Raw genomic sequence first — 25917 nt, forward strand, 5'->3', positions numbered from 1 at the left:
GCTTGTATATAATTAAATTAAGATACATATTTTTACAATTGTTAGGTGGTGAATAAATTTGATTAAAAGAACTTTTTATATACTTAATTTAAGTTTGGCAATACTCTTGCCTTTATTCTCTTTAAATATAATAGCCAGTAAATCTGATCCAAATTATTTCTTTCCATTAATTTTTATTTGTTTAGGTTTTTGTGATACATTACTTGGTATAACTTTACTAAATGCAAATAAAAAAGTATTAAGCTTCTCAAGTTTTATATTAGCAAGTTTCTTGTTTATTTTAGTTGGAAGCAAAATATTTATATATAATTAATAATTTAATTTATGAACTTATCTTGTTTGTGCTTCGCACTTTTTAATCGGTGAAATGATCTTAGTTGTGCTTCGCACTTTCTTCATCTGTGAATTGTTCTTAATTGTGCTTCGCACTTTCTTAATCTGTGTATATTATTTTTAAAATTTCATCCTTGCTTTTATCTAAATCTTTATTAAAAATGCCTTTTATTTGGACTGGCTTATTACTAAATACTGTTATATTTCCTTGGAAATATATTGCCTCATCTAAGTCATGGGTAACTAGTATAACCATTCTTTTTTCTTTATTTAATAAAGTCTTAAATTCATCTATTATAGTATATTTTAATTTATAATCTAAAGATTTAAAAGGTTCGTCCATCAAAATCACTTTTGATGGCTTTCCAAATGCCCTTGCTATATTTACTCTTTGTTTCATTCCACCACTTAAAGCATTAGGATACTTATTCTTTATATCATAAATACCCACTAATTCTAAAAGCTCATTAATTTTTTCATCTATGACAAATTTATCATAATATTTTTTTAATGTAAGTTCTAAATTTTCTTTAACTGTAAGCCATTCTATTAATCTATCCTCTTGAAATATATAGCTTATATCACTTAAAGAAACTCCATGTATTCCTCCACTTTGTATGTCTGTTAATCCTGCTATGATATTTAAAAGTGTGCTTTTCCCACACCCTGACCTTCCTATTATGCAATTTACCTTTTCATCGTAAAAATCCATATTAAAATCATTAAAAATCTCTTCATTTTCATAGGATTTATTTAAATTTTTAATACTTATGTTCATTTAGTCCACCTATATATTCTTTTCTTCAATAACTTATTTATTATTTCTAAAAATAGTGATATAAAAACAATAATTACAATCCATGCAAAAATTCCTGATACATTAAAATTTACTTTTTCCAATTGTATTTGAGATCCTATTCCAAACTTTGGCTGACCGTATACCTCACCTGTAATTACCACCTTAAAAGTTAGTGATAATGTTGATACAAAAATACTCATAAAATAAAATTTCATAACTGGTAAATAAATTTTTTTAATTTTATCTTTTATGCTAACTTCATATATTTTTGTCATATCAATTATTCTTTTATCTATTTGCATAAGACCATTTCTTACACCTTCATAAAGTATTGGAAAAATTATAGCAAATCCAACTGCAAAAGGCGTTATATCTTTGTCAAACCATACTAATAAAAGAACAACAAGAACCATAGTTGGGATTGTTTTAGCAAATGAATTTATAGGTTGGATTAAATACTGAAAAAAGGGATACACCGCTCCGAGTACCCCTAAAATCATAGAAAAAGCTAAAGCTAATATATAACTAAGAATAGTCCTATAAAAACTACTTAAAATAACTTTCAAGAAATCTTGTTCCATAAAGATAATCTTAATAGCTTCAATAACTTGCTGTATTCTTGGAATATATATATCGTTATTTGTTATTACTGCAATCAACTGCCATAGTCCTATGAAAAATAAACATGATATCAAAGTATATAATTTACTTTTCCATGAATATTTCATCATCAGGTACACTTCCTCCTATTGTCTTTGGATCAAATTTATTTAATTTTTCAAAATAAGTTTTATATTCTTTATAAGAATCCTTGATATCTACATACTTAATATTAGATTTATCAATAGCTTTTATTATTATTGGCTTTTTAGCAGAAATCCCTATTTCTTCGCAATACGTACCCAGAGTTTCCTTATCACTATATGCCCATTCAATTCCTGCCTTAACTTGATTTAAAAATTCTTTTACAAATTCCTTATTATTTTCATATAAATCTTTTTTAACTATGATTGTTGATTGTGGATATCCATATTCTGAATTATTTATCTTTTTCCACTCTTCATTTAAATCTAATATGACTTTAAACTTTTCATTTTTGCTTTGAACTGTAGACAAAGCAGGTTCTGGTATTACTGCATATTGTGTCTTTCCTGATAAAATTATTGGTGCAAGCTCATTCACTCCATCAACATAACTAAAATTAATATCTTTATCAACATCAATACCTTTATCTTTAAGTATTGTTCTCGCAATTATGTCAGGTGTTAATCCCTTACCTATGTTATAAACTTCTTTTCCTTTTAAATCCTCAAAAGTTTGATTTTCATTAGTTGAACCTATGTAAAACGATCCAAATCCAACAGTCCCTGCTATTTTATATTCTTTATTCTTATTGTATACAGTCGCCGCTAAATTAGAAGGTACTATTGCTATATCTGGTTCACTCTTCATAACACTTGTACCTAAACTTTCAGAGTTTTTCTCAATTGTATAATTAATATTATATCCAGCTTTAACTTCTGGTTTTTCCTTTATAAGCTTAGCCACTGCTATTGATGGCAGTCCATCTGGCGCTACAAACTTAATTTCTTTAATTTCAGTGGCATTTTTTGCAGATTCACTTTTCGTTGTATTGCTATTTCCACATCCTATCAATGTTAACATTGATAATATTATAACTAACAATAACGATAATTTCTTTTTCATTTTTAAGTCTCCTTCTCTACTACCTATATATGTCCACAATCATTCCTTGTATTTCATCTATTGTTGATGCAATATTTATATTGTCTTTTTCATCTGAAAGTAATCCTTTTGTTAATTCTTCAAGCTTATTATCAACAGTATCAACAGTTATGAAATATTGAGTTTGCCAAAAACTTATATCCTTTTTTGTTTCATACATATATTTTAGTATTGACTCCAAATACTCTTTTATCATCTTCTTGTACATAATTACATCAACATAAGTCTTTGTAGTTATAAGCTTACTACCTCTTTTTTTTATATCATCTATCATCTTGTTAAGTTGTTCTTCTGATTTTTTATGTCTTTCTTGACTAAAACTTTGAGAAAAATCCTTCTTTTCAGAAACAACTTTTCTTTCAGATGTTGCACTTCCTCTTCTTACTCTTCCTATTTCCATATATACTCAATCCTTTCTTATATCAATATACAATTTAAACTTAAATACCTTTAAAATTCCAAATATATATTTTTAAAGCTCCAAAGAATGTTTAAAAATAATTGTACATTGCAACTTGTGCCACACTACACTAAAGGCATGAACTATAAGATTGTGCATTAAAATAATTATCAATCATTAATTGTTTATTACGTCTATATTCTACTTAATTAAAATCAAATACCTTAGTAATTCCTCATATGTAGATGTATAATTCCTTAAAAATATAACTATCCATAATTAATTATATCAAAGTTATGTCGTCTTCTCCACTTATATTTTTTGAATGTGATTAAAACATATATTTCATTTTTTCACACGTATATAATTTCGCAAAATCTGTAAATATATTTGTGTATATTAATTTATTTTAATGGAGCAATTTTACTATATTATCATTATAATATTTTACTATTTAAATTATAGTTTTTTATGTATATTAACAAAGTTTTTTTATATTTTCAAATACACTTGAAAAAAAGAAATATTTATACTAAAATTTAAGTTATAAAAGGGATTTTAGGAGGTAATAATTATGATAATAAGATGTATAGATAATAATCTTTGTTCAACTTTAACATTAAGTAGAGACTACATAGTTCTAGAGGAAGCTTCTGAATATTATGTAATTCTTGATGACCAAAATGAAGAAACAACTTGCAGAAAAACAAGATTTGAAATTGTTGAAGATGGTGGCTTAACTAAAAAAGCTAAAGCTACTATTACAGAATTAAGTTATCAATTGGAAAATAATTTTAAAGACATTAAACAATTCTCAATCAGAAAAAATTCTAAAGGTGAAATCAAAGAAATAGCTGTAAAATTTAAATATAACTAAGAGAAAAGTTCTGCTAATCGCAGAACTTTTTTTAATGCACTTATGTAAATAATCCGCCGAAATTGAATACATATTTGTTCCATAGGACTAAGAAAATTTCGCTGGAAACTTCTAAATGGCAGGTTGCACCCATTTCTGCATGCTCCTGAGGCAAGCTCAGGACAAGCAAAAATGGAACAACCTGCCCTTAAGAAGTTTCAGCAGCTTATTTTCAATGCCTATTCCACAAACATGTATCCAATTTCTCTGTTTGGATATAAACCTAATCAAAATTTTCATCTTAGGTATCTGTATTTAGTTAAAAACTCCACTGGAAAAGTGATGCTCTAAAAGTGAGAGTTCAAATCTTGTATTTGGACACTCGAACTTTCTAGTGAGTTTTTAACCATAATTATGCATTGAAAATTAAGTTAGTATATTAATATTATATTCTTTAAGCCAAATATTTACTTGTATCAAATAAGCAATTAATTGTGGCCCTGTCATTAGCTGTCCATACCATGGTACTTTATAGGATTCTCCTTTAGTTCTTAGAATTTCTCTGATTGCTTTATCATCAATGACTTCATGAATTGGTGATGATTTATCATCTAATATTTTTCTCATCATGTTACATACTATATCTGTATATATTGGGTTATGTGTCTTTGGATATGGGCTCTTCTTTCTGTATATAATATCCTTTGGTAATATTCCTTCAAAGGCTGCTCTGAGTAGGCCTTTTTCTCTGCCTTTATATAACTTTATCTCTGCTGGTAAATTGAACGCATAATCTACTAATCTAATATCTGCAAATGGAACTCTTGCCTCTAAACCATTATACATACTAACCCTATCTTTTCTTGTAAGAAGTTGTACCATGAACCATTTTAAATTAAGATAAGATACTTCTCTCATTCTATGATCTCGTCTGCTCTCACCATCAAGATGAGGCACTTTACTTAAAGATTTTTCATATTGTGTTCTAACTAAATCTTCTAGCGGCATATTCTTTAAACTCGAATTCACTATAGCTTTTCTATTACTAACAAATCTTGACCACGGAAAGGTATCTAAATAGAACATTTCATCTCTTGTAAACCAAGGATATCCTCCAAAGATTTCATCAGCACATTCTCCAGTAAGACCAACTACAAAGTCCTTACGAATTTCTTTGCAGAATAAAAGCATAGATGAATCAATATCTGCCATACCTGGTAAATCCCTTGAAATTACAGCGTCTTTTAATGCTACTGCCAAATCTGTATGATCCAAAACCACTTTTCTATGATTACTACCAATGAATTTAGACATTTCCTCTGACCAATATTCATCTGAGGTAGGTTGGAATAATGATGATTTAAAATACTTTTCATTGTCTTCATAATTTATAGAATAAGTAGTAAGGGTCTTTCCTTGTTTTCTAAATTCCTCTGCTGCTATCATGGAAATAATGGATGAATCTAATCCACCTGATAAAAATGTACAAACTGGTACATCTCCAACTAATTGTCTTTTTATTGCATCTGTTAGCAATTCTCTTGTATGAACTATTGCTTCTTCTGGAGTTTCATGGAATTCCTTTGCTTCCAATTTCCAATATTCCCACGTTTTAATATTATTATCACTTGAAATCAAAAGACAATTTGCTGGTGCAACTTCTTTTATATTTTTAAATATTGCACTTCCTGGCACTGTAGCAGGTCCAAGTCCAAAAATTTCAGTCAACCCATCTCTATCAATTTCTCTCTTAATTCTTGGATCTGCTAAAATAGTTTTTATTTCTGATCCAAAGACAAGAGTATTATTATTCACAGTATAAAATAATGGTTTAACTCCCATTTGATCTCTAGCTAAAAATACTTCTTTTTTATCTTCATCAAAAATCCCAAAAGCAAAAATACCTATTAATTTATTAATACATTCTTTGCCAAAGCAAATGTACGATGTAAGCAATACTTCCGTATCAGAATAAGAATCAAAAGTAAATCCTTTAGTTTTTAATTCTTTCCTTAAATCTTCTGTATTATAAAGTTCTCCATTATAAACTAATGTATACTTTTTACCTTGAAATATTTTGGTCATTGGTTGCATTCCACCCTTAGGGTCTACTACAATCAATCTTCTATGACCTAACAAGACATTTTGAGAAATATAATACCCCTTAGAATCTGGACCTCTTCTCTCCAATGTTTTTATCATCTTTTCTAATATCTCTTTATCTTGTATTATATCTTTTTTGAAATTTACGAGTCCTGCAATACCACACATTCATTTCACCCTCTAATTGTATTTAGTTAAGCATATTCAAAAATCACAACTCCACACCTTATTAAAATCTTGTTTAATATGCCTTACATTATTAAAATATGCACATCTAAAAAAAGTGCGACAGCACAACCAAGATCTTTTACACTTATAAAAAAAGTGCGACAGCACAACCAAGATCTTTTCACCTCTATAAAAAGTGCGACAGCACACTAAAATCTTTTACACCAAAAAAAAGTGCGAAACTCTTATTTCTATAGTTATACGTGGAAATTTAAGTAACTTAAGAGCTAGGTGTATATATTATTTAAAGAAAATAATTTATGAATACAATTTTTCATATATCACATACTATATTTATACTATTTCATTAGAGAGAGAAGGTTAGATAATTTGAATGTCACATATGATTGCAAACAAAATATTGAGCTAATTCATTCACATTTAGCAATAGACAAAAGTTTCGATATTGTTGAAAGAACATTTGTAGTAGGCGGACATGATGCTGTCCTATATTTCCTGAATGGTTTTATTAAAGACAACATCATGGAAGATATATTAAGATCATTTTTTAAAATATCTCCTGAAACTATGAATTCATATATAACTATTGATGATTTTATGAATCATGAAATTCCTCATGTATCTATTGAAAGACAAAGTGATTTAGAAAAAATTATACATGCATTATTAACTGGTCAAACAATAATGTTTGTTGGTGGTTATGATTCATTTATAGTTCTTGATTTGCGTACTTATCCAGGAACAGATTCATCAAAACCCGAAAAAGAAAAAACTTTAAGAGGTGGAAGAGATGCCTTTATAGAAAAATTAGTTTTTAATTCTGCCTTTATAAGAAGAAGAATACGTGATCCTAGATTAGTTTTTGAAATGCATTCAGTTGGTGATATTTCAAAAACAGATGTGTGTCTTGCGTACATTGATGGAGTTTCAGATCCTAAAGTCCATGATTTAATAGTTAATAGTTTGTCAGAATTAGATATAAAAGCCTTAACTCTTGGCGATCAAAGTTTAGTTGATATTATGTGCAAAAAAAATTGGCTTAATCCATTTCCCAAGGTAAGATATACGGAAAGACCTGATGTAGCTGCTGCACATATAGTTGAAGGAAAAATAATAGTAATTGTAGATAATTCTCCAAATGTTATGATTCTTCCAACTGGACTTTTCGATTTTTTACAAGATGTTAATGATTATTATTTCCCAGTATTTACAGGAAATTATTTAAGGATTATTAGAAATTTAACATTATTATCAACTATTCTAATTACGCCTCTTTATTTACTTTTTGTAAACGGTAATGTTTTTTTGCCACCGTTTTTTGATTTTTTAAAACCACAAGACTACTTTGCTATTCCTATGGCAATTCAATTCATAATTTTAGAATTTGCTGTAGATGTGTTAAAATTAGCAGGTTTAAATACTCCCAGTCCACTTGGAAGTTCACTTTCTTTAATTGGAGGTTTAATTCTTGGTGAATATGCAATAAAGACAGGTTGGTTTACAACTCAGTCTATATTATATATGGCTATAGTAACTCTTGGAGATTTCACTCAACCTAGTTTAGAAATGACTTTTGCAATTAAATTTTCAAGAATGACATTATTAGTACTTTGTGCAATATTTGGATTTTGGGGATTTATAGGCGGTATTATACTTTTACTTATAATCATGGGAACTACTAAAACAGTAGCAGGAGATAAGTACTTCTATCCATTAGTACCATTCAATTGGAAAAAGCTCAAAAATTTATTATTCAGAACAAGAATCTCAAAAGATGTTCAATAATATTTTTTATCACACATGTAATCTAAAAAATAATAGAAGGTATTTGAAATATAGTATATCTACTTTCAAATACCTTCTTTATTTACACATAGTGACTTTCTATTTTTTAACATGCCTTATATAATTTTAAAGAATTCTGGTTCCTTCTTTATCTTGTGTTATTATTTTTTGCTTCATTAATCCACCAAGAGTCATTTTAAAGTAATTTTTACTTGTATTAAATTCTTTTTTTATATCTTCTGAAGAAGATTTATCATTGAATGGCATAAATCCTCCATTTTCTTTTAAATACTTAAGTATTTTATCTGTTAATATTTCTCTTTCATCTAATCTTTTTTTTCTTGTTGTTATTCCAAGAGTACCATCTTCATAAATTATCTTAACTCTTGCTTGTATTTCTTCACCTGGGTGTATATATTCAAAATGCTCATTTGCTAATATTAATCCTCTATATTTCCCATCAACCATTACATTTAACGTACCATTTTCACATGTATCATAAACTATTGCACTAATCTCATCTGAAGACTTATACGTGCCTTCTTCTGCTATCTCCATGTATGAATCTATTCTTGTTGTACCAGCTAATCTATCAGTTTTATCTACATACATACCAAATAAATATTTTTTGCCTTCTTTAATATTAAAACTTTGCTCTCTAAGTGGAATAAACAAGTCTCTTTCAAGTCCAATATTTACAAATGCTCCAATATTATTTTGAGTCACAACTTCCAAATAACCAATTTTACCTACTGTTAAAAGTGGCTTTTTTAAAGTTGAAATTAGTCTATCTTTAGAGTCTCTGTAAATAAACACCTCTAATCTATCTCCCACTTTAATTTCATGTCCCTTTGTTGCACTATTTGGAAGTAAAACTTCGTCACCAAAATCATCCTCAAGGTAATATCCAAATTCTACCTTTTTGCTCACTTTTAATTGATTGTATTCTCCAACTATCATCATTTTGTTATTTCCTCCATTAACTATTTAAGATCCTATCTTATTCTTTTTTCTACACTCTAATTCTTTTGCTTAGTTCTATATAATTTAAACAAGATTTTTTATTATTCTCAATTTCTCCATCTGTTAATCTTCTCACTACCTTAGCAGGGTTTCCAATAATTAGAACTCCATCATCAAATTTTTTATTCTGGGTTATTAAACTACCTGCTCCTACAATAGTATTATTGCCTATTTGAGCTCCATTTAATATTATAGCACCCATACCAATTAAAGTATTATCTCCAATCTTGCATCCATGGACTATTACTCCATGTCCAATTGTACATCCATTCCCAACTTCTACTTTATTATTTTCGTCTACATGTACTATAGAATTTTCTTGAATATTAGTATTTTCTCCTATAACTATGCTTTCTACGTCTCCTCTAAGAACAGCACCAAACCAAATGTTTGTATTTCTTTTTAATGTGACATCTCCAATAATTACTGCAGTTTCTGCAATATAAACTTCTTCTTCAAAAGTAGGTTTCTTATCTATAAAATTTTTTATCATAATTGCTCACCCCATTTAAATCCTAAAGTTATTTTAACATTACATTGAGTTATTGTCATTATTTTGCCCATCTTTATAATAATATATATTATAAATAATTTTTAGAGGTATAATATTGGGTAAAAAAAAATCAACTAAAACCAACTTTATTATAGATGATTTGAATTTCTATTACGGCATCCCTCATGCTCACTGTGAATTTTCAACAGGACGTGGTACTCCCATTGAAGCTTTTGATTATGCAAGGCATGCTGGTCTAGATTTTCTAATTTTAACAGATCATAATAATTATCTAACTAAGACTGTACAAATAAAAGGAACTGAATTAAGTAAGTGGGATACAGCTAGACATTTAGCTTCACGCTATAATAAAAAACATGAAAATTTTTTAGCCTTAATAGGCTTTGAAAGTAAAACTAATCCATTTGGAGATATTAATGTAATAAATTCTAATAAGTTCTTCACAGGCACAGTAACTAATCTTCAATTATTAGTTCTTTGGATGCTTAACAACCCTACTGCATGCGTTTCAATTAACCATCCACATAAGACAATAGAATATTTAGAATATAACCCTATTTTAAATAAATTAATCACTTCTATAGAAGTTGGAAATGGTTCTTCTCCTAACAAATATTTAAGATATGAAAAATATTATTATTACTTACTTAATAATGGTTGGAAATTAGGTGCTATAAACGGTCAAGACAATCACAAATTAAATTTCGGTGACGATGAAAACTTAACATGTGTAATTGCTGATGAACTCACAAGCACTTCATTAGTTGATGCTTTCAGAAATCGCCACACATATTCAACTGAATCTAGAACTTTAATTATGTATTTTACAATAAATGATAATTTCATGGGTGATGTAATTCCATCAGAAAATGAAGACTTACAATTTTCAATCTTTGCTCATGATCCGGTTCATAAAATAGTAGAAATTGATATTATTTCTACTGGTGGGATAGTAGTAAAAAAAATAACTAATTTGAACTTAAATAAAGTAAAATATCTATATAATCATGAATCTATAAAAAATGAATTGTGGTATATAATAAAAATAACCTTAGATAATCATAAAATTGCCATAAGCTCCCCTATCTTTATAGATTAAAGGAAACTTGTACTTATGTGGATGATCCGCCGAAATAATGAGCATGCTTTTGTGACCGTTTCTAAGGAATTTTGCTGGGTGCTTCTAAGATTCCTAATGAAACACTTCACAAAACATGCTCCTTATTTCTAGTTGAGTATATTTTCCTAGTATAATTTCTACTTAGGAGTTGCACTTATACTAGGTATTATATTTAACATTTACTATGCTATGTATATGTCTAAACCGAGAACTTGGATACATGTTTGTGAAAGCGGCATTAGAAAATAAGCTGTTGAAGCCACTTAATGGTGGGTTGTTCCATTTTTAGTTTGTCCCAATTTTATATTGGGAGCAAACTGAAATGGATGCAACCTGCCATTTAGTGGCTTCCAGCGAAATTTTCTTAGTCCGCTGGAACAAACATGTATTCAAGTTCGGCGAGTTATACACATAAGTATATTTTTACTTATCTTTTTTTCACTCTATTTGGCTTGGCTTTTGGTTTAATTACTATTTGTTTTTCTTTCTTTTTAGGTCCACCGGTTTGCATAATGTCCATGAACCATAAGAAAAATAATACTGCAAATATTGATAGTCCATATGAAATATATTTAGTTATTTCATATGGAAATATTTTATCTGCAAATATTTGAGCTGCAAATAATATTATAGATATTGATAAGGGAATCCATTTAGTTATTCGCACTTTAACAAATATATATTTTTTAGCTACTACATAAGCTACCACTATAACTCCAAATAATAATACGAATGAAATAATTGTTATTAATAAATTCATCTGTCACACATCCTCCTAAAAAAGTTTATACCCTCAAGGGGCACCTCGTCTGCTGTCTAATTGTTATAATTTCATATAGTTATATAATAATTTATATATAAACTATTATCAAGTATTCCTTGTAGTTTATTTTAAGATTTATTAATTTCTATTATCAGTATAACATAACAATTTTTATTAAAATATCAATATTATAAAATTTATTTTTACAATTTTATATTTTTTCCTTTAATTCTTCCTATAAATTTGATAAAATTAAAAAAAGTATGTATATAAATAATGTGAGGTGATATTAATGGCTTTAGTTTCAAATAATCATTTAGATGAATTAGACTTACAAATATTAGACCTATTAGTGAAAGATTGTAGAACTCCCTATTTAGAAATCGCAAGAATATGTCATGTAAGTGGTGGTACTATTCACGTAAGAATGAAAAAAATGGAGGATATGGGAATAATAAAAGGTTCTCGAATAATTTTAAATCTTCCAAAATTAGGATATGACGTATGTTGTTTTGTTGGAATATATGTTGGTAAAACATCTTCTTTTAATGCTGTATTTGATGAAATGTCCACTATAAACGAAGTTGTGGAGTTACATTTAACTACAGGTAACTATTCTATGTTTGCAAAAATAGTTTGTACTAATATTTCAGATTTACAAGATGTATTACTTAATAAGATAAATAATATTGATGGAATAGAACGAACTGACACATTTGTTTCTTTATCTCAACCTATAGATAGAAACATTTCCTTATAAAAAAATATTAAGTATAGAATAAAAATACATGTATGAGTACATATTATATGTATTCATATCTTTCTTAAGTATGTGCTAAGAAATTTTTAATGTAAAATTAATATTATTATATTGTATTTTGATATATAATATAATAAATTCTAAATACTCAATTTTTTATTAGGAGGTAGTTATATTTTTGCATACAATAGTGAATTTTAATTTTTATAATTTAATATATTTCTTTACATTTTATTCCTTTGGTGGTTGGTGCATTGAAGTTTTATATTATTTTAAAAATGAACATAAGTTTGTTAATCGAGGATTTTTATATGGTCCTTTTTGCCCAATATATGGTTGTGGAGCTGTATCTCTTGTAGTATTTTTAGATAACTATAAGAATAATATATTTATACTATTTTTCTTAGCAGTTTTATTAACTTCAATTTTAGAGTATTTTACAGGATTTATATTAGAAAAAGCTTTTAAAACTAAATGGTGGGATTATACTGATGATCCATTTAATATACACGGACGCGTTTGTTTACTTTATTCTTTAATGTGGGGTGTTGGTGAAGTTGTTATAATAAGAATCATACATCCTATTCTTAATGATATAGTTACGAATATTCCATCAATATTAGGCGATATAGTCCTCTCTGTCATTGTTATTTATTTTATTTTTGATTTTTGTTTTACTTTAGCTTCTTTAATGCAATTTGATAAAATGTTCTATGCATTTCAGTTTGTACCAGTTAATTTTTTGTTTGAAAAACCTGGTATATTATTATCTTCTACAAGAGAAAAAGCTATAGATAAAATTAGAACTTTTGAATCTCTTCTTGGTAAATTCAAATTTAATTTTAATAATAAAAACTCAAGATACAATTTTTCATATCGTTCATATAACCAATTGAATAATATATTTAAATCTTTAAAAGACAAGTTAAAAAAGGATTGAGGTAAACTAAATCACCTTAATCCTTTTTTAATATGCCTTATTTCATTTTCTTTATTTCATCAAACAATTCTATTGCTGCATTCCTCGGACCATCTTTTTCCTGACCTTTTACTCCTAAACAAGTTCTAATTTGTCCAACTTTAACTTGTCCTTTTTCGAACATAGTTTTAAAGTATTTCTCAATAAGAGCATTAGTTTCATCTTGTTTTTGAGCTGGTCCAAAAGGATTTGCAAAAAACGATTCCACGAGTCCAGTTTCAGTAGTAGTTCCTTTAGCCATTCTAGCACCTGATTTAAATACTTTTATTGCCTCCTCTGGATTCTTAAAGTAATTTAAATATTTCCCTCCACTTTCAACACCTTCATAGTTATTAGCATAAAAGAAGAAATCTACTCTATGCCCTTTAGATATTTCTTTGTATGATGCTACTGGCACAACCAATCTTGCATTAATCTTATCCGGATTCATGAATATACTTCTATCCATTTCTTTAAATGCATATCCTTGATCTAAATCATCTAACCTAACGAAAGCACCAATTTCAGTTCCATATCCTTTAATTATCCCCTCTTCTAATTTAAATGTACCCATATCATCAAAGATAATTGTCATATCTGAAATATAGTCTTCACTTAAACTTCTAAAGGCCTCTAAGCTTTCAGATTTACCTGCCCCACTATCCCCCATAATAACGACATTAGCTTCATCACCACTTTTAAGAATAATATTTACCATTGATCCATGTATTGGTAGAAAGTCTCTTTTTATCATAATTAAATTATAAAGTGTTAGCGTCATCTTCTTTATATAACCAAAATAATCAATTTTTTCAGAATGACTTACATATCCAAGCATTATATCATTTTGAATATCATCATAAAATACTGTTTTTAGTTCTTCACCATCATCCTTAGCTCCAAAGACATAAATAATGTCTGGCTTTCTACCTCTTGTCTCCTCACTTCTTGCCATTTCAAATAAATTACATAAACTTACTCCATGTTCCATAAAATCTCTATGAAAATAAATAAAAGCAATTAATCCTCCTATTTTAGCTGGATAGCAAAACCAATGTTCCTTATTTATTTGAGCATATTTTAATGGATTATATTTTACTTCTGCAAACATACCATCTCTTGTATTTTTTTTAGGATAAGTAATGAATGGTGTTTCTAGAAGAATATGATCTATAAATGGAACTTCATCCAATATTTCATAACCATTTGGTCTTACCCATTCCATTCCATGAATCATAATGCAAGCATTTCCACCTGCAGGTATTTGTCTATAAACTTTGGGTTGATATCCTGTAACATGTTGTTCAATTTTTCTATATAACTTTAAAATTAATGTAGAGAAATTAGCATTTGCTTCTGTAAAACTAACAGCAGCAAGTCCATCTTGAACTTTATATCTATGAACTATAGTATATCTTTCAAGTTTTCTCCAAAATAAATATAAGTCTTCTATAAATGCTATAAATTCATCTCTATCGTCTAATAATTTTGAATATGCTACACTAATTTCTACAACTTCTTCCACACTCATAACTGTTAAATATTTTATGATCACTGTTAAATCTCTTCTAATATCCAGAAGACTATCGGTTTCTAATGTTTCATTTAAGTATCTATACGATAGTGATTTTCTCTTTTTAGCTCTTTTTAAATAAACCTCTAAAATTCGTCTAAATCCATCACTTTCTAATATACACTCAAAACTATTACAGTACTTTGCTGTAAAATTTATCATCACTTTGTCATTACTCATGGAAAATTCTTTTTTCATTTTTCCGCCCCCCATATGAATTCTTACAAGCTATAATATTTCATTTTCCTTTAAATTTGCTCACATTAAAATCATTATATCATACTTTTTGCAATATTCAACCTTACTTTTTTGCATTTATTGCATATTTACTACATAATCATAAATAAATATTACATTAAAATCGAAATTTTATTTCCATATAAAAATGAATATATCCATTTTACTCCTTATTATACTAATATAATCAATAACATTGAATTTTATGAATATTATTCTCATTTTTCATCATCTTGTTCGTACTTATTATAATTATTATAATATTCTAAGTGTACAATTTATGCGTTTCAGGTATTCTGTAAGAATTATGTATTGAATTACTTTATATAAAATTATCATTTCTAATGATACAATAGTATATAAAAAGATATAAAAAGGAGTAACATTTGACTTTATGATTAAAAATTATCTTAGAAAAAAATATTTGTTTCTAGTTTTGCTAGCTATACTAATTTCATCGTTAACAATAGGTTGCAATCTTTTTGCACCCAATTCTAATAAAAATACCCAAATTGATTCCAATAAAATGCTTGTACATTATATAGATGTAGGTCAAGGAGACTCTATTCTCATTCAGGTAAATAATAAGAATCTCTTAATAGATGCAGGACCTAATTCTGATAAAAAGAAGCTTTTAAATTACTTATCTGCTTTAAACTTAGAAACATTAGATTATGTCATTGCAACTCATCCCCATGAAGACCATATTGGTAACATGGATAATGTAATAAATGATTATAATGTTTTAGCTTTTTACTCACCAAAGGTTCAATCTACAACAAAGGCCTTTGAAAAAATGGTTGAATCATTAAAATCTAAGAATTTGAAAATAAATGTAATAAAGAAAGGTACAGATTCTATTGATTTAGGTGAAAATACTAAAGTTACAGTGTTCTCTCCTAATAAAGATTATTACGAGGATTTGAATAATTATTCCCCAGTTATAAAAATTGAATATGGAAAAACTTCATTTTTATTTACTGGAGATGCTCAAAAAGATGTTGAAAAAGAAATTTTGGCTACCAATGAAGATATTAGTGCTGATGTCCTTAAGGTTGGTCATCACGGCTCATCAACTTCTACTACTAACGATTTCCTAAAGAAAGTAAATCCATCACTAGGAGTAATTTCTGTAGGCCAAGATAATACCTATAATCATCCAAATGATGGCACTATTAAGCGTTTAAATGATAATAAAGTAACTATATATAGAACGGATAAAGATGGAACTGTAATACTATCCTCTGATGGCTCAAAGATAACAAAAAAATAACCGACACTTAGGCGTATACGCACCGAAATTAGATACATATTTATTCCGTAGGACTACGAAAATTTCGCTGGAAGCCACTAAATGGGAGGTTGCACCCATTACAGTTTGCTCCAAATATAAAATTGGGACAAACTATAATGGAACAACCTCCCATTAAGTGGCTTCAACAGCTTATTTTCAATGCCTACTCCACAAATATGTATCCAATTTCTCTGTTTGGATATACGTATAAGTATAGTAAATTTTGAATATACCTTTAAATCAGCTTTGAAATATTCACAATTTAGATATTATGCATTACCATGCCTAATATCTGTATATGCATCACGAAATAACTTCTACAACTTGATTCCTTTGTCTTACATATAAAAATAAATTATCTTTACATTATTATTTTCAAAATGTATAATAAATTTGTATTTAGTAAATAATAATTACCAATTGAATAAAATGCGATGATAAAGAGGAGTAGATAGTATTTTAAATTTAAGAGATCTAGGGATAGTGTAATCCTAGAATTTAAAACTATTGAAAGAAGCTTTGGAGCAATGAATAGAAAGTCGTGAGATGTAGTATATTTATGGGGTTATTCCCTTAAAGATAATTAAGTGGATTAAGTGGAGGTATACTTTACTAATCAATTTAGGTGGTAACGCGGAAGTTAGCCTTTCGTCCTAATGTTTTTTAGGACGAAAGGTTTTTTTATATTTATATTAAATATAAAAAAATTAAAGTACGCAATTGTAAATTATTGCGTAAAACATATATTGGAGGGAATGATGATGAAAAATAAAGATTGCGTGTTTTGTAAAATAGTAAACAAGGAAGAACCTTCAAATATTATTTATGAAGATAAACTTGTGTGTTGTTTTTTAGATATAGACCCTATAAATGAAGGGCATGTATTGATAGTACCTAAAGAACATTACCATGATATTGATGATTTAGATGATGAAACTTTATTAAGAATTACAAAGTTATCTGCAAAACTTACCAAGGTCATAAAAAAAGCATTTAATCCTGATGGATATACAATTATGCAAAATGGAGGGCTATTTACTGATTTTGGGCATTATCATATGCATGTATTTCCAAGGTATATAGATGATGAATTTGGATGGACTTGCAAAAATATTGATAATAAAAAGAGTTTCGATGTTGTAAAAGAAAATTTAAAAGTAATATTACAAGAACTATAATTTTATTAGCAAAAAATATCCTTTTATGAATATTTTAATTATAATCATGAAATAGTTTTATTTTAGGCACATTGTTTTATATAACTTGCCCTACAAGGGGCTTATAATACCTTGTAAAAAAGATAGAGTAAGGAGAGAAATAAATAATGAATTTTGGAAAAATAGCAGAGATGATATTTAATAATGTTGAGCATACTACTGAATATTATATTGAAAAATATCCAAAGAGAAATCTTAAAGAAGGTGCAAGGGTTACAAGATATGCACCAAGTCCAACTGGATTCCAACATATAGGTGGAATATTTGCTGCATTAATAAATGAAAGATTAGCAAGTCAAAGTGAAGGTGTTTTTTATTTAAGAATAGAAGATACTGACCAAAAAAGAGAAGTTGAAGGTGCAATAGATGATACTATAGCAACTATGCATAACTTTGGTATGGATTTTAATGAAGGTATGACAGGTCAAGAAACGTCTAAAGGTGAATATGCCCCATATAGACAAAGTCAAAGAGCTGATATATATAATACTTTTGCAAAAGATTTACTAAAAAAAGGTTTAGCTTATCCATGCTTCTGCACTCCAGAAGAATTAGCCGAACTCCGTGAAAGACAAATAGCTAACAAAATAACTCCAGGTTACTATGGAGAATATGCTAAGTTTAGAAATATAACTGAAGAAGAAGCTATAAAAAGAATTGAAAATGGAGAGCAATATATAATAAGATTAAAATCACCAGGAACTCCAGAAAAGAGAGTTGAATTCCATGATTTAATAAAGGGTGATATATCATTTCCAGAAAATAATCAAGATATAGTACTTATTAAGGGTGATGGACTTCCAACATATCACTTTGCACATGCAATAGATGATTTCTTAATGAGAACTACTGATGTAATAAGAGGAGAAGAATGGTTATCTTCACTTCCTATACACGTTCAATTATTTGAAGTTTTAGGTTTTGAAGCTCCAAGATATGCTCATATCCCAACAATAATGAAACAAGACGGAGGATCAAAAAGAAAGCTTTCAAAAAGAAAAGATCCAGAAGCTGCCGTTTCATATTATAAGGAAGTTGGATTCCCAACAATAACAGTAATTGAATATTTACTTAATATAGTCAACTCTACTTTTGAAGAATGGAGAGCCGAAAACCTAAAAGCTGATTATCATGAATTTGAAGTTCATTTAGAAAAGATGGGTAAAAGTGGAGCGTTATTTGACTTAATTAAATTAAATGACGTAGCTAAAGATCGTATAGCTGTTATGAAAGCTAGTGATGTTTATGAAAATTATATAGCTTGGGCTAAACAGTTTGATGAAGATATGTATAAATTAGTTACAGAAAATGAAACTATGACAAAAGAAATGTTTAACATAGATAAAGAAGGTCCAAAGCCAAGAAAAGACTTTGCTAAATGGGATGAAGTAAAAGATAAGGTATTCTATTTCTTCGATGAATTATTCGTTAAAGAAACAGTCGAACAAATAGAATTACCAAAAGGAGTTACATTAGAATCATCTAAGGCTGTTGTAGAAACTTATAAAAATGAATTTAACTTTAATGTGGAAAGCCAAGAAGCTTGGTTTGATGATTTAAAAGAAATCGGACTTAGACTTGGATATTGCGCTAATAGAAAAGACTTCAAAGCAAATCCAGATCAATATAAAGGGATGATTTCTGATGTTGCAGGAGCAGTTAGAGCTGCTTTAACTCATAGAACTAATTCACCTGATATTTATACTATTATGCAAATAATCGGTGAAGAAAATACTAGAAGCAGATTTGATAAATTTTTAAGTTTATAATAAAAAAGGCATAGAACCTAAATTTATTTTGGGGACTATGCCTTTTTTAAAGTTATTGCTCTTACATGCGTGTGCTAATCCCCAAAATTATTATAAGCAAAGCCAGGAATATTAAATCAAAGGATATTAAATATATAATAATAGATATTACAGTAATGATATAAATTTATTAGATAAAAAAATATAGTCTTTTAGCAAGATTATATTTAATTGTATCTGAAATTAAGGAAAAAATTCCAAAGTAACTTGATAAAAATTCCCCGGTAAAACAGAGGATTTTATAAAACATTTTAAATGAACTATTAAGTTTATATTCTTAAAATTCAAAACAAAGATAACTTAAATTTCCCAATTGATAATCTCTAAATATGACTTTAGGTGTTAAGTTTATACTGCTGCCTAAGGCTATAAATAATGGAACAAAGTGTTCCGCTGTTGGAACAGCTAAACTAGCATTAGGAGCAAGCTCTCTATAATTAAAAAGTGAATTTAAATCGTTCAGTTTTATTTTATCAATTAACCAGTCATCAAATTTTTCTGACCAAGAATCTGTGGTTGTTTTATCAAAGTCAACTAATCTTAAATTGTGAACTGTATTTCCACTGCCAATAACTAAAATATCTTCATTGCCAAGAGATTTTAGAGCATTACCTATTTTAATTTGATTTTCAATAGATAGATTTGAGCTTATAGAAATTTGAACAATTGGTATATCAGCTTTAGGATAAAGATGCTTTAGAAGTGTCCAAGCTCCGTGGTCCAATCCTCTAGTTAAATCTTTTTGTACTTTAATACCTTGATTTATTAGTTTCTCTTCGATTTCTGATGCAATTATATTAGAACCTTTTGCAGGATATTTGATTTCATAAAGTTCTTTAGGGAACCCATAAAAATCATAAATAGTGTTATATATAGAATCAGAAGCTGATATAGTAAGTACCTTGCTATCCCAATGAGCTGTAAATACAACTATAGCCTTTGGCTTAATACTATTTCCAAGTTTATTTAAAAATTTAGTATACTCACTTTCTTCAATGGCCATCATTGGAGAACCATGAGCTAAAAATAAAGGTTTAATCATATAATAAATTCCTCCCTTTAAAATCTATTCTAATAATAATTTATAAAATATAATTCATACTATAGATATAGATTTTCGATTAATAATTATTATTAATTATATACCTTTTAATAGATTTTTTAAAGTAGTTATATTGAGAAATACGAATAAACTTGAAATTAAAAAAAGGTATTCTTTTGTATAATGCAGCCTATCTGTAGCAACACAACAAAAGAATACCTTTATAATTATGGTCTGTCACATAATTATAATTTTCAAAAGTTCTATTTATCTTTTAACTTAATTTAAATGACGATTTCAATGGCACTATTCTATTAAATACTAATTTGTCTTTAGTAGTATACTTAGTGTCCACAGCAAAGAAACCATTTCTAACCATTTGGAATTTATCTTGTGGTTTAGCATCTTTAAATGCAGTTGGTTCAATAAAACCTTGTAATACTTCCATTGAATTTGGATTTATGTGCTCTAAGAAGTTTCCTTCATTTTCATCATTATCATCATCTAATATTAATGGTTCATATAATCTAAATTCAGCAGAAACGCAAGTTTTCACATCTACCCAATGGATAGTTGCCTTAACTTTTCGACCAGTGAAGCCAGAACCACTCTTAGTTTCTGGATCATAAGTACAATGAATCTCTTTAACTATGCCATTTTCATCTTTGATTATTTCATTACATTTAACAAAATATGCTCCCTTTAGTCTAACTTCATTTCCAGGGAACAATCTAAAGTATTTCTTAGCTGGAATTTCCATAAAGTCTTCTCTTTCAATATATATTTCTCTAGAGAATTGAACGAGTCGTGTACCTTGCGTTTCATCTTTAGAATTATTTTCTATTTCAAGCATTTCTGTTTCATTTTCAGGATAGTTAGTTATTACAAGCTTTAATGGATTTAATACAGCCATAGCTAGTGGTGCTTTAAGCTGCAGGTCTTCTCTTACAAAGTAATCTAGCATTTGAGAGTCAACTGTAGAATTAGATTTAGCAACTCCAATAGCTGTGCAGAAATTTCGAAGTGCTTCTGGAGTGCAACCTTTTCTTCTAAGTCCACAAATAGTTGGCATTCTAGGATCATCCCATCCATCAACAACTTTTTCGTCAACTAGTTGTTTAAGCTTTCTCTTACTCATAACTGTATTAGTAATATTTAATCTTGCAAATTCTATTTGTCTTGGAGAAGCTTCCATTTCACATTCACTTACAACCCAGTCGTAAAGTGGTCTATGATCTTCAAATTCTAAAGTACAAATAGAATGAGTTATATGTTCAATAGCATCTTCTAATGGATGTGCGAAGTCATACATAGGATATATACACCATTTATCACCCGTATTGTGGTGAGTAGAATGAGATATTCTGTATATAATAGGATCTCTCATATTTATATTAGCTGAAGCCATATCTATTTTAGCTCTAAGAACTTTTTCACCATCAGCAAATTCTCCATTTTTCATTCTTTCAAATAAATCTAAATTTTCAGAAACTGTTCTATTTCTGTAAGGACTTTCCGTTCCAGGCTTAGTTAATGTTCCTCTATATTCTTTAGCTTCTTCAACTGTTAAATCACAAACATAAGCTTTACCTTTTTTTATTAGTAGAATAGCCCGAGTATACATTTCATCAAAATAATTTGATGCAAAGAAAAGTTCATTCCAATTTCCACCAAGCCATTTTACATCTTCTTTAATTGATTCAACATATTCTGTATCCTCTTTAACAGGGTTAGTATCATCAAATCTTAAATGAGTCTTTCCTTTAAATTCCTCTGCTAAACCAAAATTCAAAAGAATAGATTTAGCATGACCTATATGCAAGTAACCGTTAGGTTCCGGTGGAAAACGAGTAATTATTTCCTTATGTTTACCTTGTTCTAGATCCTCTATAACGATATTTCTTATAAAATTAGATGAATTAATTTCGTTTGACATAGTTTTACCTCACTTATAAATGTATTTTTATTAAAAAAGAATATATTACTTAAAATAATACTCCTTCTTAAGTATATTGTATTTTTACTTAATAATAATTTTAATCTAATATAGCGAAAAAATAAAGATAAATCTATTAAAATTACCGAAAGTTGTAAATTAAAAATAAAGTAGTGATTAATATATTTTTAATTTACAAACCATTGCTTACTTCATCTTCATTCACATTAACATCTTCTTCTATATCTTCTTCAAAATAGTTTTCTTCTATCACATCTTCAAATATATATTTTTTCCAATTTACATATATATAATATAGATTTATAACATCTTGTTCATTATAAAGAAGAATTTTTTCTATCTTTTCTTCTGGCATTCTTTTAAAATAACTTTTATCTTTCATAACTTTGTGAAAAGTTTTAGCTAAATTAGATCCACTAATAACCTCACTTTCTCTTTCAATGCCAAATACCTTTTCTAATTTTTTAAGTCCTGTGGATACCTTTTTCTCTTTTTCATATTCCTTTTGAATATCAATGGAATCAAATTCTTCAGTAAAATTGTAGTCTATACCATTTTCCTTAAAAAGATAATTAATAACTGTAAAATCATTATTCCCAGAAAACGTAACTATTGTTTTTTTACCTTTTTTCTTCATTCTTATGAAATACTCTTTTGCAAGATATAATATATTTAAGGCTTCATCTCTATCTTCAATCATATATTGAGTAACCAATATATTCTTATTTTTATTGTCATATTCACATGCACCAAAAACTCCAATGCATTTAGGTTTTTTATAAACATAATGCTCAAGATCAAAGAAGATAATTTCTTCTGGATTATACTCTCCCTCTTGAGACTTCATCATAAATTCATTCTCAAACTCTTCTACGTTGATCTTATTTTCACGAATAATCACAGTATCACTCTTTCCTATAAGAATTGTATATCTTCAATATCCAAATTATATATTACATCCTTTCTTTCAACTACAACATTAACTTTTTTTATTAATTCCCTATCTTTTAACACTTTTTGCAAAAGTTCTTTAGTTGGATTCATACAATAAGGGTGTTTTACATTTTTAAACATAGTATAATCTCCCGCTGTATCTCCATAAGCATAGCTTTCATTTAAATCTATATTATACTTTTTAACAAAATCATTTATTGCCTTAGCTTTACTTTTACTATCCCACATTGGAATAACATCTCCTGTATATACCCCTTCATTATTTATAATATATCTAGCACCTATGTAATCTGTAAATCCATATTTTTTAGCCATTTCACCTACAAGTTCTGAAGGTGAGCCTGATATTATTATTAAAGTATGGTTATTAGCTTGATGCCACTTTATTCTATCTCTTGTGAAAGTATATACTCTATCCCCTTTTTGCTCCACTACTTTTTGTGCTATATAGTCCATTTGATATTTTTGCAATCCTTTAATGGATTCAATATATATATCTATCATCTTTAAAAGGTAATTATCATAATCACCTTGCCTTTTATCCCATTTCATAAAATGTGGTCTTACATCATTATACCATCTTTCTTCTCCTATAATCTCGTATTTAACCATTTTTTTAAATACTTCTGTTATTAACCCTTCTCTATATAACGTTCCATCCAAATCAAAGAACGCTCCTATATTTGACATTTTACCACATCCTTTTTTACTTATTTATTATACTTTATTTTTTCAATTCAGAAAAGCTTGAACACAATATATATATTTAATTCTCAAGTCATACTTATACATAAAGTGAAACTTTTCAGGTGGAGTTTTATACTCCAGCTGAATTTAGTTGAACTAATCCAGGAGCGTGCATCCGTTATCTCCCACTTGAAGAAGTTGGAGTGTTACGGATGCTAGCTATCGGATAAAATTAAATTAATCGTTTTAAAGTAACAAATTAAAGATGGTTGACATAATTAAAACACTATCAAAATATAATTATATCGATAGTGCTTTTTAGTTATCCATGGTTATACACATAAAAAAATACAAATCAGTATTTTGTTTTGTTTTATGTTTCTCATTCCATAAAAGTTGAAATTTCATTTACACTTTTTCTTGTTTTCTGTCTTATCTCATTAGTTTCTGGATATCCTATGGCTACTACTAACCTAATTCTTTTCAATTTATTAATATTTAAAAGCTTTTTAAGCTCCTTTTCATTAAACCATCCTAATATACAAGTTCCCAAATCCTGCTGTGTTGCAGAGAGGCATATATGCTCTGTAGCAATTCCAAGATCAACAGACCTATAATCCTGTTGCTTCATTAACGCACCTGCACGTGAGGTCAAATTGCCATTTTCCTCAACAACAATAATAAATGATTGACATTCACTGGTAAACTTATTCATAACCTTATCTTGCACGCACATTGCAACCTTTGATGCTATTTCTTTATTATTTACAACAACAAAATGCCATGGTTGACTGTTGCATGCAGATGGTGCTACCCTTGCCGCTTCAATACATTTAATTAATTTTTCCTTTTCAACAGGTTTATCTAAATATTTTCTACAGCTCTGACGATTATTTATTAAATTAAAAAATTCTCCCATTAAAATTCTCCTTATATTTTTAATTCTGTTTTATAAATAAGTTTTCACGTCTCTTTTTATTCTACTTTTAAATCTTAATACGTTGGTTACTAATAATTTTTTCTTATAAATAATTTCTCTAGCTTTTTTAGGACATCTCTTAACACAAGCAAAACATCTAATACATTTATCTTCATTTATATCTAATGTATCTTGATTAATCGCCGCCATTGGACAAAAATATACGCATACTCCACAATCATTACAAATGCTTTTATCCACCATAGGTTGTTTTGTAAACATCCTAGCACTATTTTTAGATACAACCTTAGCCATTAATTCAATCTTACCTTCTGGGATCTTTATGTGAATGTCACTAATTTCGTTTATTCTTTTTAGTTTTTCTACTATTTCAGCTCCAAATATCTCTGCTCTACTTAAATCCTCATAATTTGGACGCCCTTCAGCTACAGGTAATTTTTTTGTAGAAAATGAATGTTCCCCAATAAATGAACCTGCTGCAATTACTTTAAATCCATTATTTTCGGTTATTTCATATAATTCATTCAACGTTATTCCATCTGTAATATTTCCATAAACACAAACTAAAATAACTGGTTTATTATTCCCCTTTAAATTATTTAAAAACTCTAATAATATTTCAGGGACCTTATCCTCATACACTGGTACTCCAATTAAAACAATATCCTCATTAATTTCATTAAGAACAGATTCTCGAATTTTAGGTAACGTTAAATCAACTAAGTTAACTTTCTCTAATCCCATCCCCTTTATAATTTGATCAATAATCTTCTTTGTAGTTCCTGTTGGTGAAAAATAAATACTTGTTGCTGAATTTATTATCATTATTCTCAAACCCCCTAAGAATATATTATTATGT

At 28.1% G+C, this 25917-nt stretch carries 24 protein-coding genes and 1 other annotated feature; of the genes, 8 read left to right on the top strand and 16 right to left on the bottom strand.

Features of this window, described 5'->3' with window-relative positions; translation table 11 throughout:
- Positions 1 to 153: 153 nt before the first annotated feature.
- From psyc5s11_RS21835 to psyc5s11_RS21855, 5 genes are all read right to left on the bottom strand, one after another.
- Positions 154 to 294: a hypothetical protein gene (locus psyc5s11_RS21835; RefSeq protein WP_224034572.1), complete on the bottom strand. Its 141-nt coding sequence runs from the start codon at positions 292 to 294 to the stop codon at positions 154 to 156.
- Between the two features lie 139 nt (positions 295 to 433).
- Entirely contained in the window at positions 434 to 1111 is a 678-nt protein-coding gene (locus psyc5s11_RS21840) for an ABC transporter ATP-binding protein (RefSeq protein WP_224034573.1), read from the bottom strand.
- Positions 1108 to 1863, bottom strand: coding sequence for an ABC transporter permease (locus tag psyc5s11_RS21845; protein WP_224034574.1), 756 nt, complete (start codon positions 1861 to 1863; stop codon positions 1108 to 1110). The genes psyc5s11_RS21840 and psyc5s11_RS21845 overlap by 4 nt, the downstream gene beginning before the upstream one ends.
- Positions 1838 to 2839 carry an ABC transporter substrate-binding protein gene (locus psyc5s11_RS21850; protein ID WP_224034575.1) on the bottom strand — a complete coding sequence of 334 codons (1002 nt, stop codon included), beginning with the start codon at positions 2837 to 2839 and terminating at the stop codon, positions 1838 to 1840. Before psyc5s11_RS21850 ends, psyc5s11_RS21845 begins: the two co-directional genes overlap by 26 nt.
- A 19-nt stretch (positions 2840 to 2858) precedes the next feature.
- The gene (locus psyc5s11_RS21855) at positions 2859 to 3278 is read right to left on the bottom strand and encodes a YaaR family protein (RefSeq protein ID WP_224034576.1); all 420 of its coding nucleotides are present in this window, start codon (positions 3276 to 3278) and stop codon (positions 2859 to 2861) included.
- Positions 3279 to 3852: 574 nt separating this feature from the next.
- Here psyc5s11_RS21855 and psyc5s11_RS21860 point away from each other — a divergent pair.
- Entirely contained in the window at positions 3853 to 4155 is a 303-nt protein-coding gene (locus tag psyc5s11_RS21860; RefSeq protein ID WP_224034577.1) for a hypothetical protein, read from the top strand.
- Between the two features lie 405 nt (positions 4156 to 4560).
- On the opposite strand, the gene asnB is transcribed toward psyc5s11_RS21860, so the two are convergent.
- Positions 4561 to 6405, bottom strand: coding sequence for an asparagine synthase (glutamine-hydrolyzing) (asnB, locus tag psyc5s11_RS21865; protein WP_224034578.1), 1845 nt, complete (start codon positions 6403 to 6405; stop codon positions 4561 to 4563).
- A 390-nt stretch (positions 6406 to 6795) separates the two neighbouring features.
- Here asnB and psyc5s11_RS21870 point away from each other — a divergent pair, with 390 nt between their 5' ends.
- Positions 6796 to 8211: a spore germination protein gene (locus psyc5s11_RS21870; protein WP_224034579.1), complete on the top strand. Its 1416-nt coding sequence runs from the start codon at positions 6796 to 6798 to the stop codon at positions 8209 to 8211.
- Between the two features lie 126 nt (positions 8212 to 8337).
- On the opposite strand, the gene psyc5s11_RS21875 is transcribed toward psyc5s11_RS21870, so the two are convergent.
- Both psyc5s11_RS21875 and psyc5s11_RS21880 read right to left on the bottom strand, forming a co-directional pair.
- Positions 8338 to 9174, bottom strand: a complete 837-nt coding sequence (locus tag psyc5s11_RS21875) for a CvfB family protein (RefSeq protein ID WP_224034580.1) — start codon at positions 9172 to 9174, stop codon at positions 8338 to 8340.
- 49 nt (positions 9175 to 9223) lie between these two features.
- A complete protein-coding gene (locus psyc5s11_RS21880) occupies positions 9224 to 9727 on the bottom strand; it encodes a gamma carbonic anhydrase family protein (protein ID WP_224034581.1) in 504 nt (167 codons plus the stop codon).
- A 115-nt stretch (positions 9728 to 9842) separates the two neighbouring features.
- Here psyc5s11_RS21880 and psyc5s11_RS21885 point away from each other — a divergent pair, with 115 nt between their 5' ends.
- Positions 9843 to 10847, top strand: coding sequence for a CehA/McbA family metallohydrolase (locus psyc5s11_RS21885; protein WP_224034582.1), 1005 nt, complete (start codon positions 9843 to 9845; stop codon positions 10845 to 10847).
- Between the two features lie 448 nt (positions 10848 to 11295).
- Here psyc5s11_RS21885 and psyc5s11_RS21890 read toward each other — a convergent pair whose 3' ends face one another.
- The gene (locus psyc5s11_RS21890) at positions 11296 to 11628 is read right to left on the bottom strand and encodes a hypothetical protein (protein ID WP_224034583.1); all 333 of its coding nucleotides are present in this window, start codon (positions 11626 to 11628) and stop codon (positions 11296 to 11298) included.
- Positions 11629 to 11923: 295 nt separating this feature from the next.
- Here psyc5s11_RS21890 and psyc5s11_RS21895 point away from each other — a divergent pair, with 295 nt between their 5' ends.
- Entirely contained in the window at positions 11924 to 12391 is a 468-nt protein-coding gene (locus psyc5s11_RS21895; RefSeq protein ID WP_224034584.1) for an Lrp/AsnC ligand binding domain-containing protein, read from the top strand.
- A gap of 178 nt (positions 12392 to 12569) precedes the next feature.
- On the top strand, positions 12570 to 13331 hold the full coding sequence (locus psyc5s11_RS21900) for a putative ABC transporter permease (RefSeq protein ID WP_224034585.1): 762 nt from the start codon (positions 12570 to 12572) through the stop codon (positions 13329 to 13331).
- A 37-nt stretch (positions 13332 to 13368) separates the two neighbouring features.
- Here psyc5s11_RS21900 and psyc5s11_RS21905 read toward each other — a convergent pair whose 3' ends face one another.
- On the bottom strand, positions 13369 to 15120 hold the full coding sequence (locus psyc5s11_RS21905) for a phosphoenolpyruvate carboxykinase (ATP) (RefSeq protein WP_224034586.1): 1752 nt from the start codon (positions 15118 to 15120) through the stop codon (positions 13369 to 13371).
- Positions 15121 to 15553: 433 nt separating this feature from the next.
- Here psyc5s11_RS21905 and psyc5s11_RS21910 point away from each other — a divergent pair, with 433 nt between their 5' ends.
- The 3 genes from psyc5s11_RS21910 to gltX all read left to right on the top strand — a co-directional run bounded on the left by psyc5s11_RS21910 (position 15554) and on the right by gltX (position 19439).
- Positions 15554 to 16432 (top strand): ComEC/Rec2 family competence protein, encoded by an 879-nt coding sequence (locus psyc5s11_RS21910; protein ID WP_224034587.1) that lies wholly within the window; start codon positions 15554 to 15556, stop codon positions 16430 to 16432.
- Positions 16433 to 16878: 446 nt separating this feature from the next.
- Positions 16879 to 17112 (top strand) — a binding site (T-box leader).
- 102 nt (positions 17113 to 17214) lie between these two features.
- Complete coding sequence (locus psyc5s11_RS21915) at positions 17215 to 17631, top strand: HIT family protein (RefSeq protein WP_224034588.1); 417 nt, start codon at positions 17215 to 17217, stop codon at positions 17629 to 17631.
- 146 nt (positions 17632 to 17777) lie between these two features.
- The gene (gene gltX / locus psyc5s11_RS21920) at positions 17778 to 19439 is read left to right on the top strand and encodes a glutamate--tRNA ligase (RefSeq protein WP_224034589.1); all 1662 of its coding nucleotides are present in this window, start codon (positions 17778 to 17780) and stop codon (positions 19437 to 19439) included.
- 316 nt (positions 19440 to 19755) lie between these two features.
- On the opposite strand, the gene psyc5s11_RS21925 is transcribed toward gltX, so the two are convergent.
- The 6 genes from psyc5s11_RS21925 to psyc5s11_RS21950 all read right to left on the bottom strand — a co-directional run bounded on the left by psyc5s11_RS21925 (position 19756) and on the right by psyc5s11_RS21950 (position 25883).
- Positions 19756 to 20520, bottom strand: a complete 765-nt coding sequence (locus psyc5s11_RS21925; protein ID WP_224034590.1) for a DODA-type extradiol aromatic ring-opening family dioxygenase — start codon at positions 20518 to 20520, stop codon at positions 19756 to 19758.
- A 274-nt stretch (positions 20521 to 20794) separates the two neighbouring features.
- On the bottom strand, positions 20795 to 22456 hold the full coding sequence (locus tag psyc5s11_RS21930; RefSeq protein ID WP_224034591.1) for a glutamine--tRNA ligase/YqeY domain fusion protein: 1662 nt from the start codon (positions 22454 to 22456) through the stop codon (positions 20795 to 20797).
- Positions 22457 to 22649: 193 nt separating this feature from the next.
- Positions 22650 to 23378 (bottom strand): ribonuclease H-like domain-containing protein, encoded by a 729-nt coding sequence (locus psyc5s11_RS21935; protein ID WP_224034592.1) that lies wholly within the window; start codon positions 23376 to 23378, stop codon positions 22650 to 22652.
- 14 nt (positions 23379 to 23392) lie between these two features.
- On the bottom strand, positions 23393 to 24121 hold the full coding sequence (locus tag psyc5s11_RS21940) for an HAD-IB family hydrolase (protein WP_224034593.1): 729 nt from the start codon (positions 24119 to 24121) through the stop codon (positions 23393 to 23395).
- Positions 24122 to 24500: 379 nt separating this feature from the next.
- Positions 24501 to 25037: a nitroreductase family protein gene (locus psyc5s11_RS21945; RefSeq protein WP_224034594.1), complete on the bottom strand. Its 537-nt coding sequence runs from the start codon at positions 25035 to 25037 to the stop codon at positions 24501 to 24503.
- A gap of 30 nt (positions 25038 to 25067) precedes the next feature.
- Complete coding sequence (locus psyc5s11_RS21950) at positions 25068 to 25883, bottom strand: EFR1 family ferrodoxin (RefSeq protein ID WP_224034595.1); 816 nt, start codon at positions 25881 to 25883, stop codon at positions 25068 to 25070.
- Positions 25884 to 25917 lie beyond the last annotated feature (34 nt).

This window comes from Clostridium gelidum, from assembly GCF_019977655.1.
Taxonomy (GTDB): domain Bacteria; phylum Bacillota; class Clostridia; order Clostridiales; family Clostridiaceae; genus Clostridium; species Clostridium gelidum.

Excerpts from the sequence above, each read along its gene's own strand:
- psyc5s11_RS21875 (WP_224034580.1), bottom strand. The coding sequence starts at position 9,174 with ATGATGATAGTTGGAGAATACAATCAATTAAAAGTGAGCAAAAAGGTA.
- psyc5s11_RS21930 (WP_224034591.1), bottom strand. The coding sequence starts at position 22,456 with ATGTCAAACGAAATTAATTCATCTAATTTTATAAGAAATATCGTTATA.
- psyc5s11_RS21845 (WP_224034574.1), bottom strand. The coding sequence starts at position 1,863 with ATGATGAAATATTCATGGAAAAGTAAATTATATACTTTGATATCATGT.
- psyc5s11_RS21855 (WP_224034576.1), bottom strand. The coding sequence starts at position 3,278 with ATGGAAATAGGAAGAGTAAGAAGAGGAAGTGCAACATCTGAAAGAAAA.
- psyc5s11_RS21940 (WP_224034593.1), bottom strand. The coding sequence starts at position 24,121 with ATGTCAAATATAGGAGCGTTCTTTGATTTGGATGGAACGTTATATAGA.
- psyc5s11_RS21895 (WP_224034584.1), top strand. The coding sequence starts at position 11,924 with ATGGCTTTAGTTTCAAATAATCATTTAGATGAATTAGACTTACAAATA.
- psyc5s11_RS21905 (WP_224034586.1), bottom strand. The coding sequence starts at position 15,120 with ATGAAAAAAGAATTTTCCATGAGTAATGACAAAGTGATGATAAATTTT.
- psyc5s11_RS21880 (WP_224034581.1), bottom strand. The coding sequence starts at position 9,727 with ATGATAAAAAATTTTATAGATAAGAAACCTACTTTTGAAGAAGAAGTT.
- psyc5s11_RS21945 (WP_224034594.1), bottom strand. The coding sequence starts at position 25,037 with ATGGGAGAATTTTTTAATTTAATAAATAATCGTCAGAGCTGTAGAAAA.
- psyc5s11_RS21890 (WP_224034583.1), bottom strand. The coding sequence starts at position 11,628 with ATGAATTTATTAATAACAATTATTTCATTCGTATTATTATTTGGAGTT.
- psyc5s11_RS21925 (WP_224034590.1), bottom strand. The coding sequence starts at position 20,520 with ATGATTAAACCTTTATTTTTAGCTCATGGTTCTCCAATGATGGCCATT.
- psyc5s11_RS21840 (WP_224034573.1), bottom strand. The coding sequence starts at position 1,111 with ATGAACATAAGTATTAAAAATTTAAATAAATCCTATGAAAATGAAGAG.
- psyc5s11_RS21915 (WP_224034588.1), top strand. The coding sequence starts at position 17,215 with ATGAAAAATAAAGATTGCGTGTTTTGTAAAATAGTAAACAAGGAAGAA.
- psyc5s11_RS21910 (WP_224034587.1), top strand. The coding sequence starts at position 15,554 with ATGATTAAAAATTATCTTAGAAAAAAATATTTGTTTCTAGTTTTGCTA.
- psyc5s11_RS21950 (WP_224034595.1), bottom strand. The coding sequence starts at position 25,883 with ATGATAATAAATTCAGCAACAAGTATTTATTTTTCACCAACAGGAACT.
- psyc5s11_RS21860 (WP_224034577.1), top strand. The coding sequence starts at position 3,853 with ATGATAATAAGATGTATAGATAATAATCTTTGTTCAACTTTAACATTA.
- gltX (WP_224034589.1), top strand. The coding sequence starts at position 17,778 with ATGAATTTTGGAAAAATAGCAGAGATGATATTTAATAATGTTGAGCAT.
- psyc5s11_RS21850 (WP_224034575.1), bottom strand. The coding sequence starts at position 2,839 with ATGAAAAAGAAATTATCGTTATTGTTAGTTATAATATTATCAATGTTA.
- asnB (WP_224034578.1), bottom strand. The coding sequence starts at position 6,405 with ATGTGTGGTATTGCAGGACTCGTAAATTTCAAAAAAGATATAATACAA.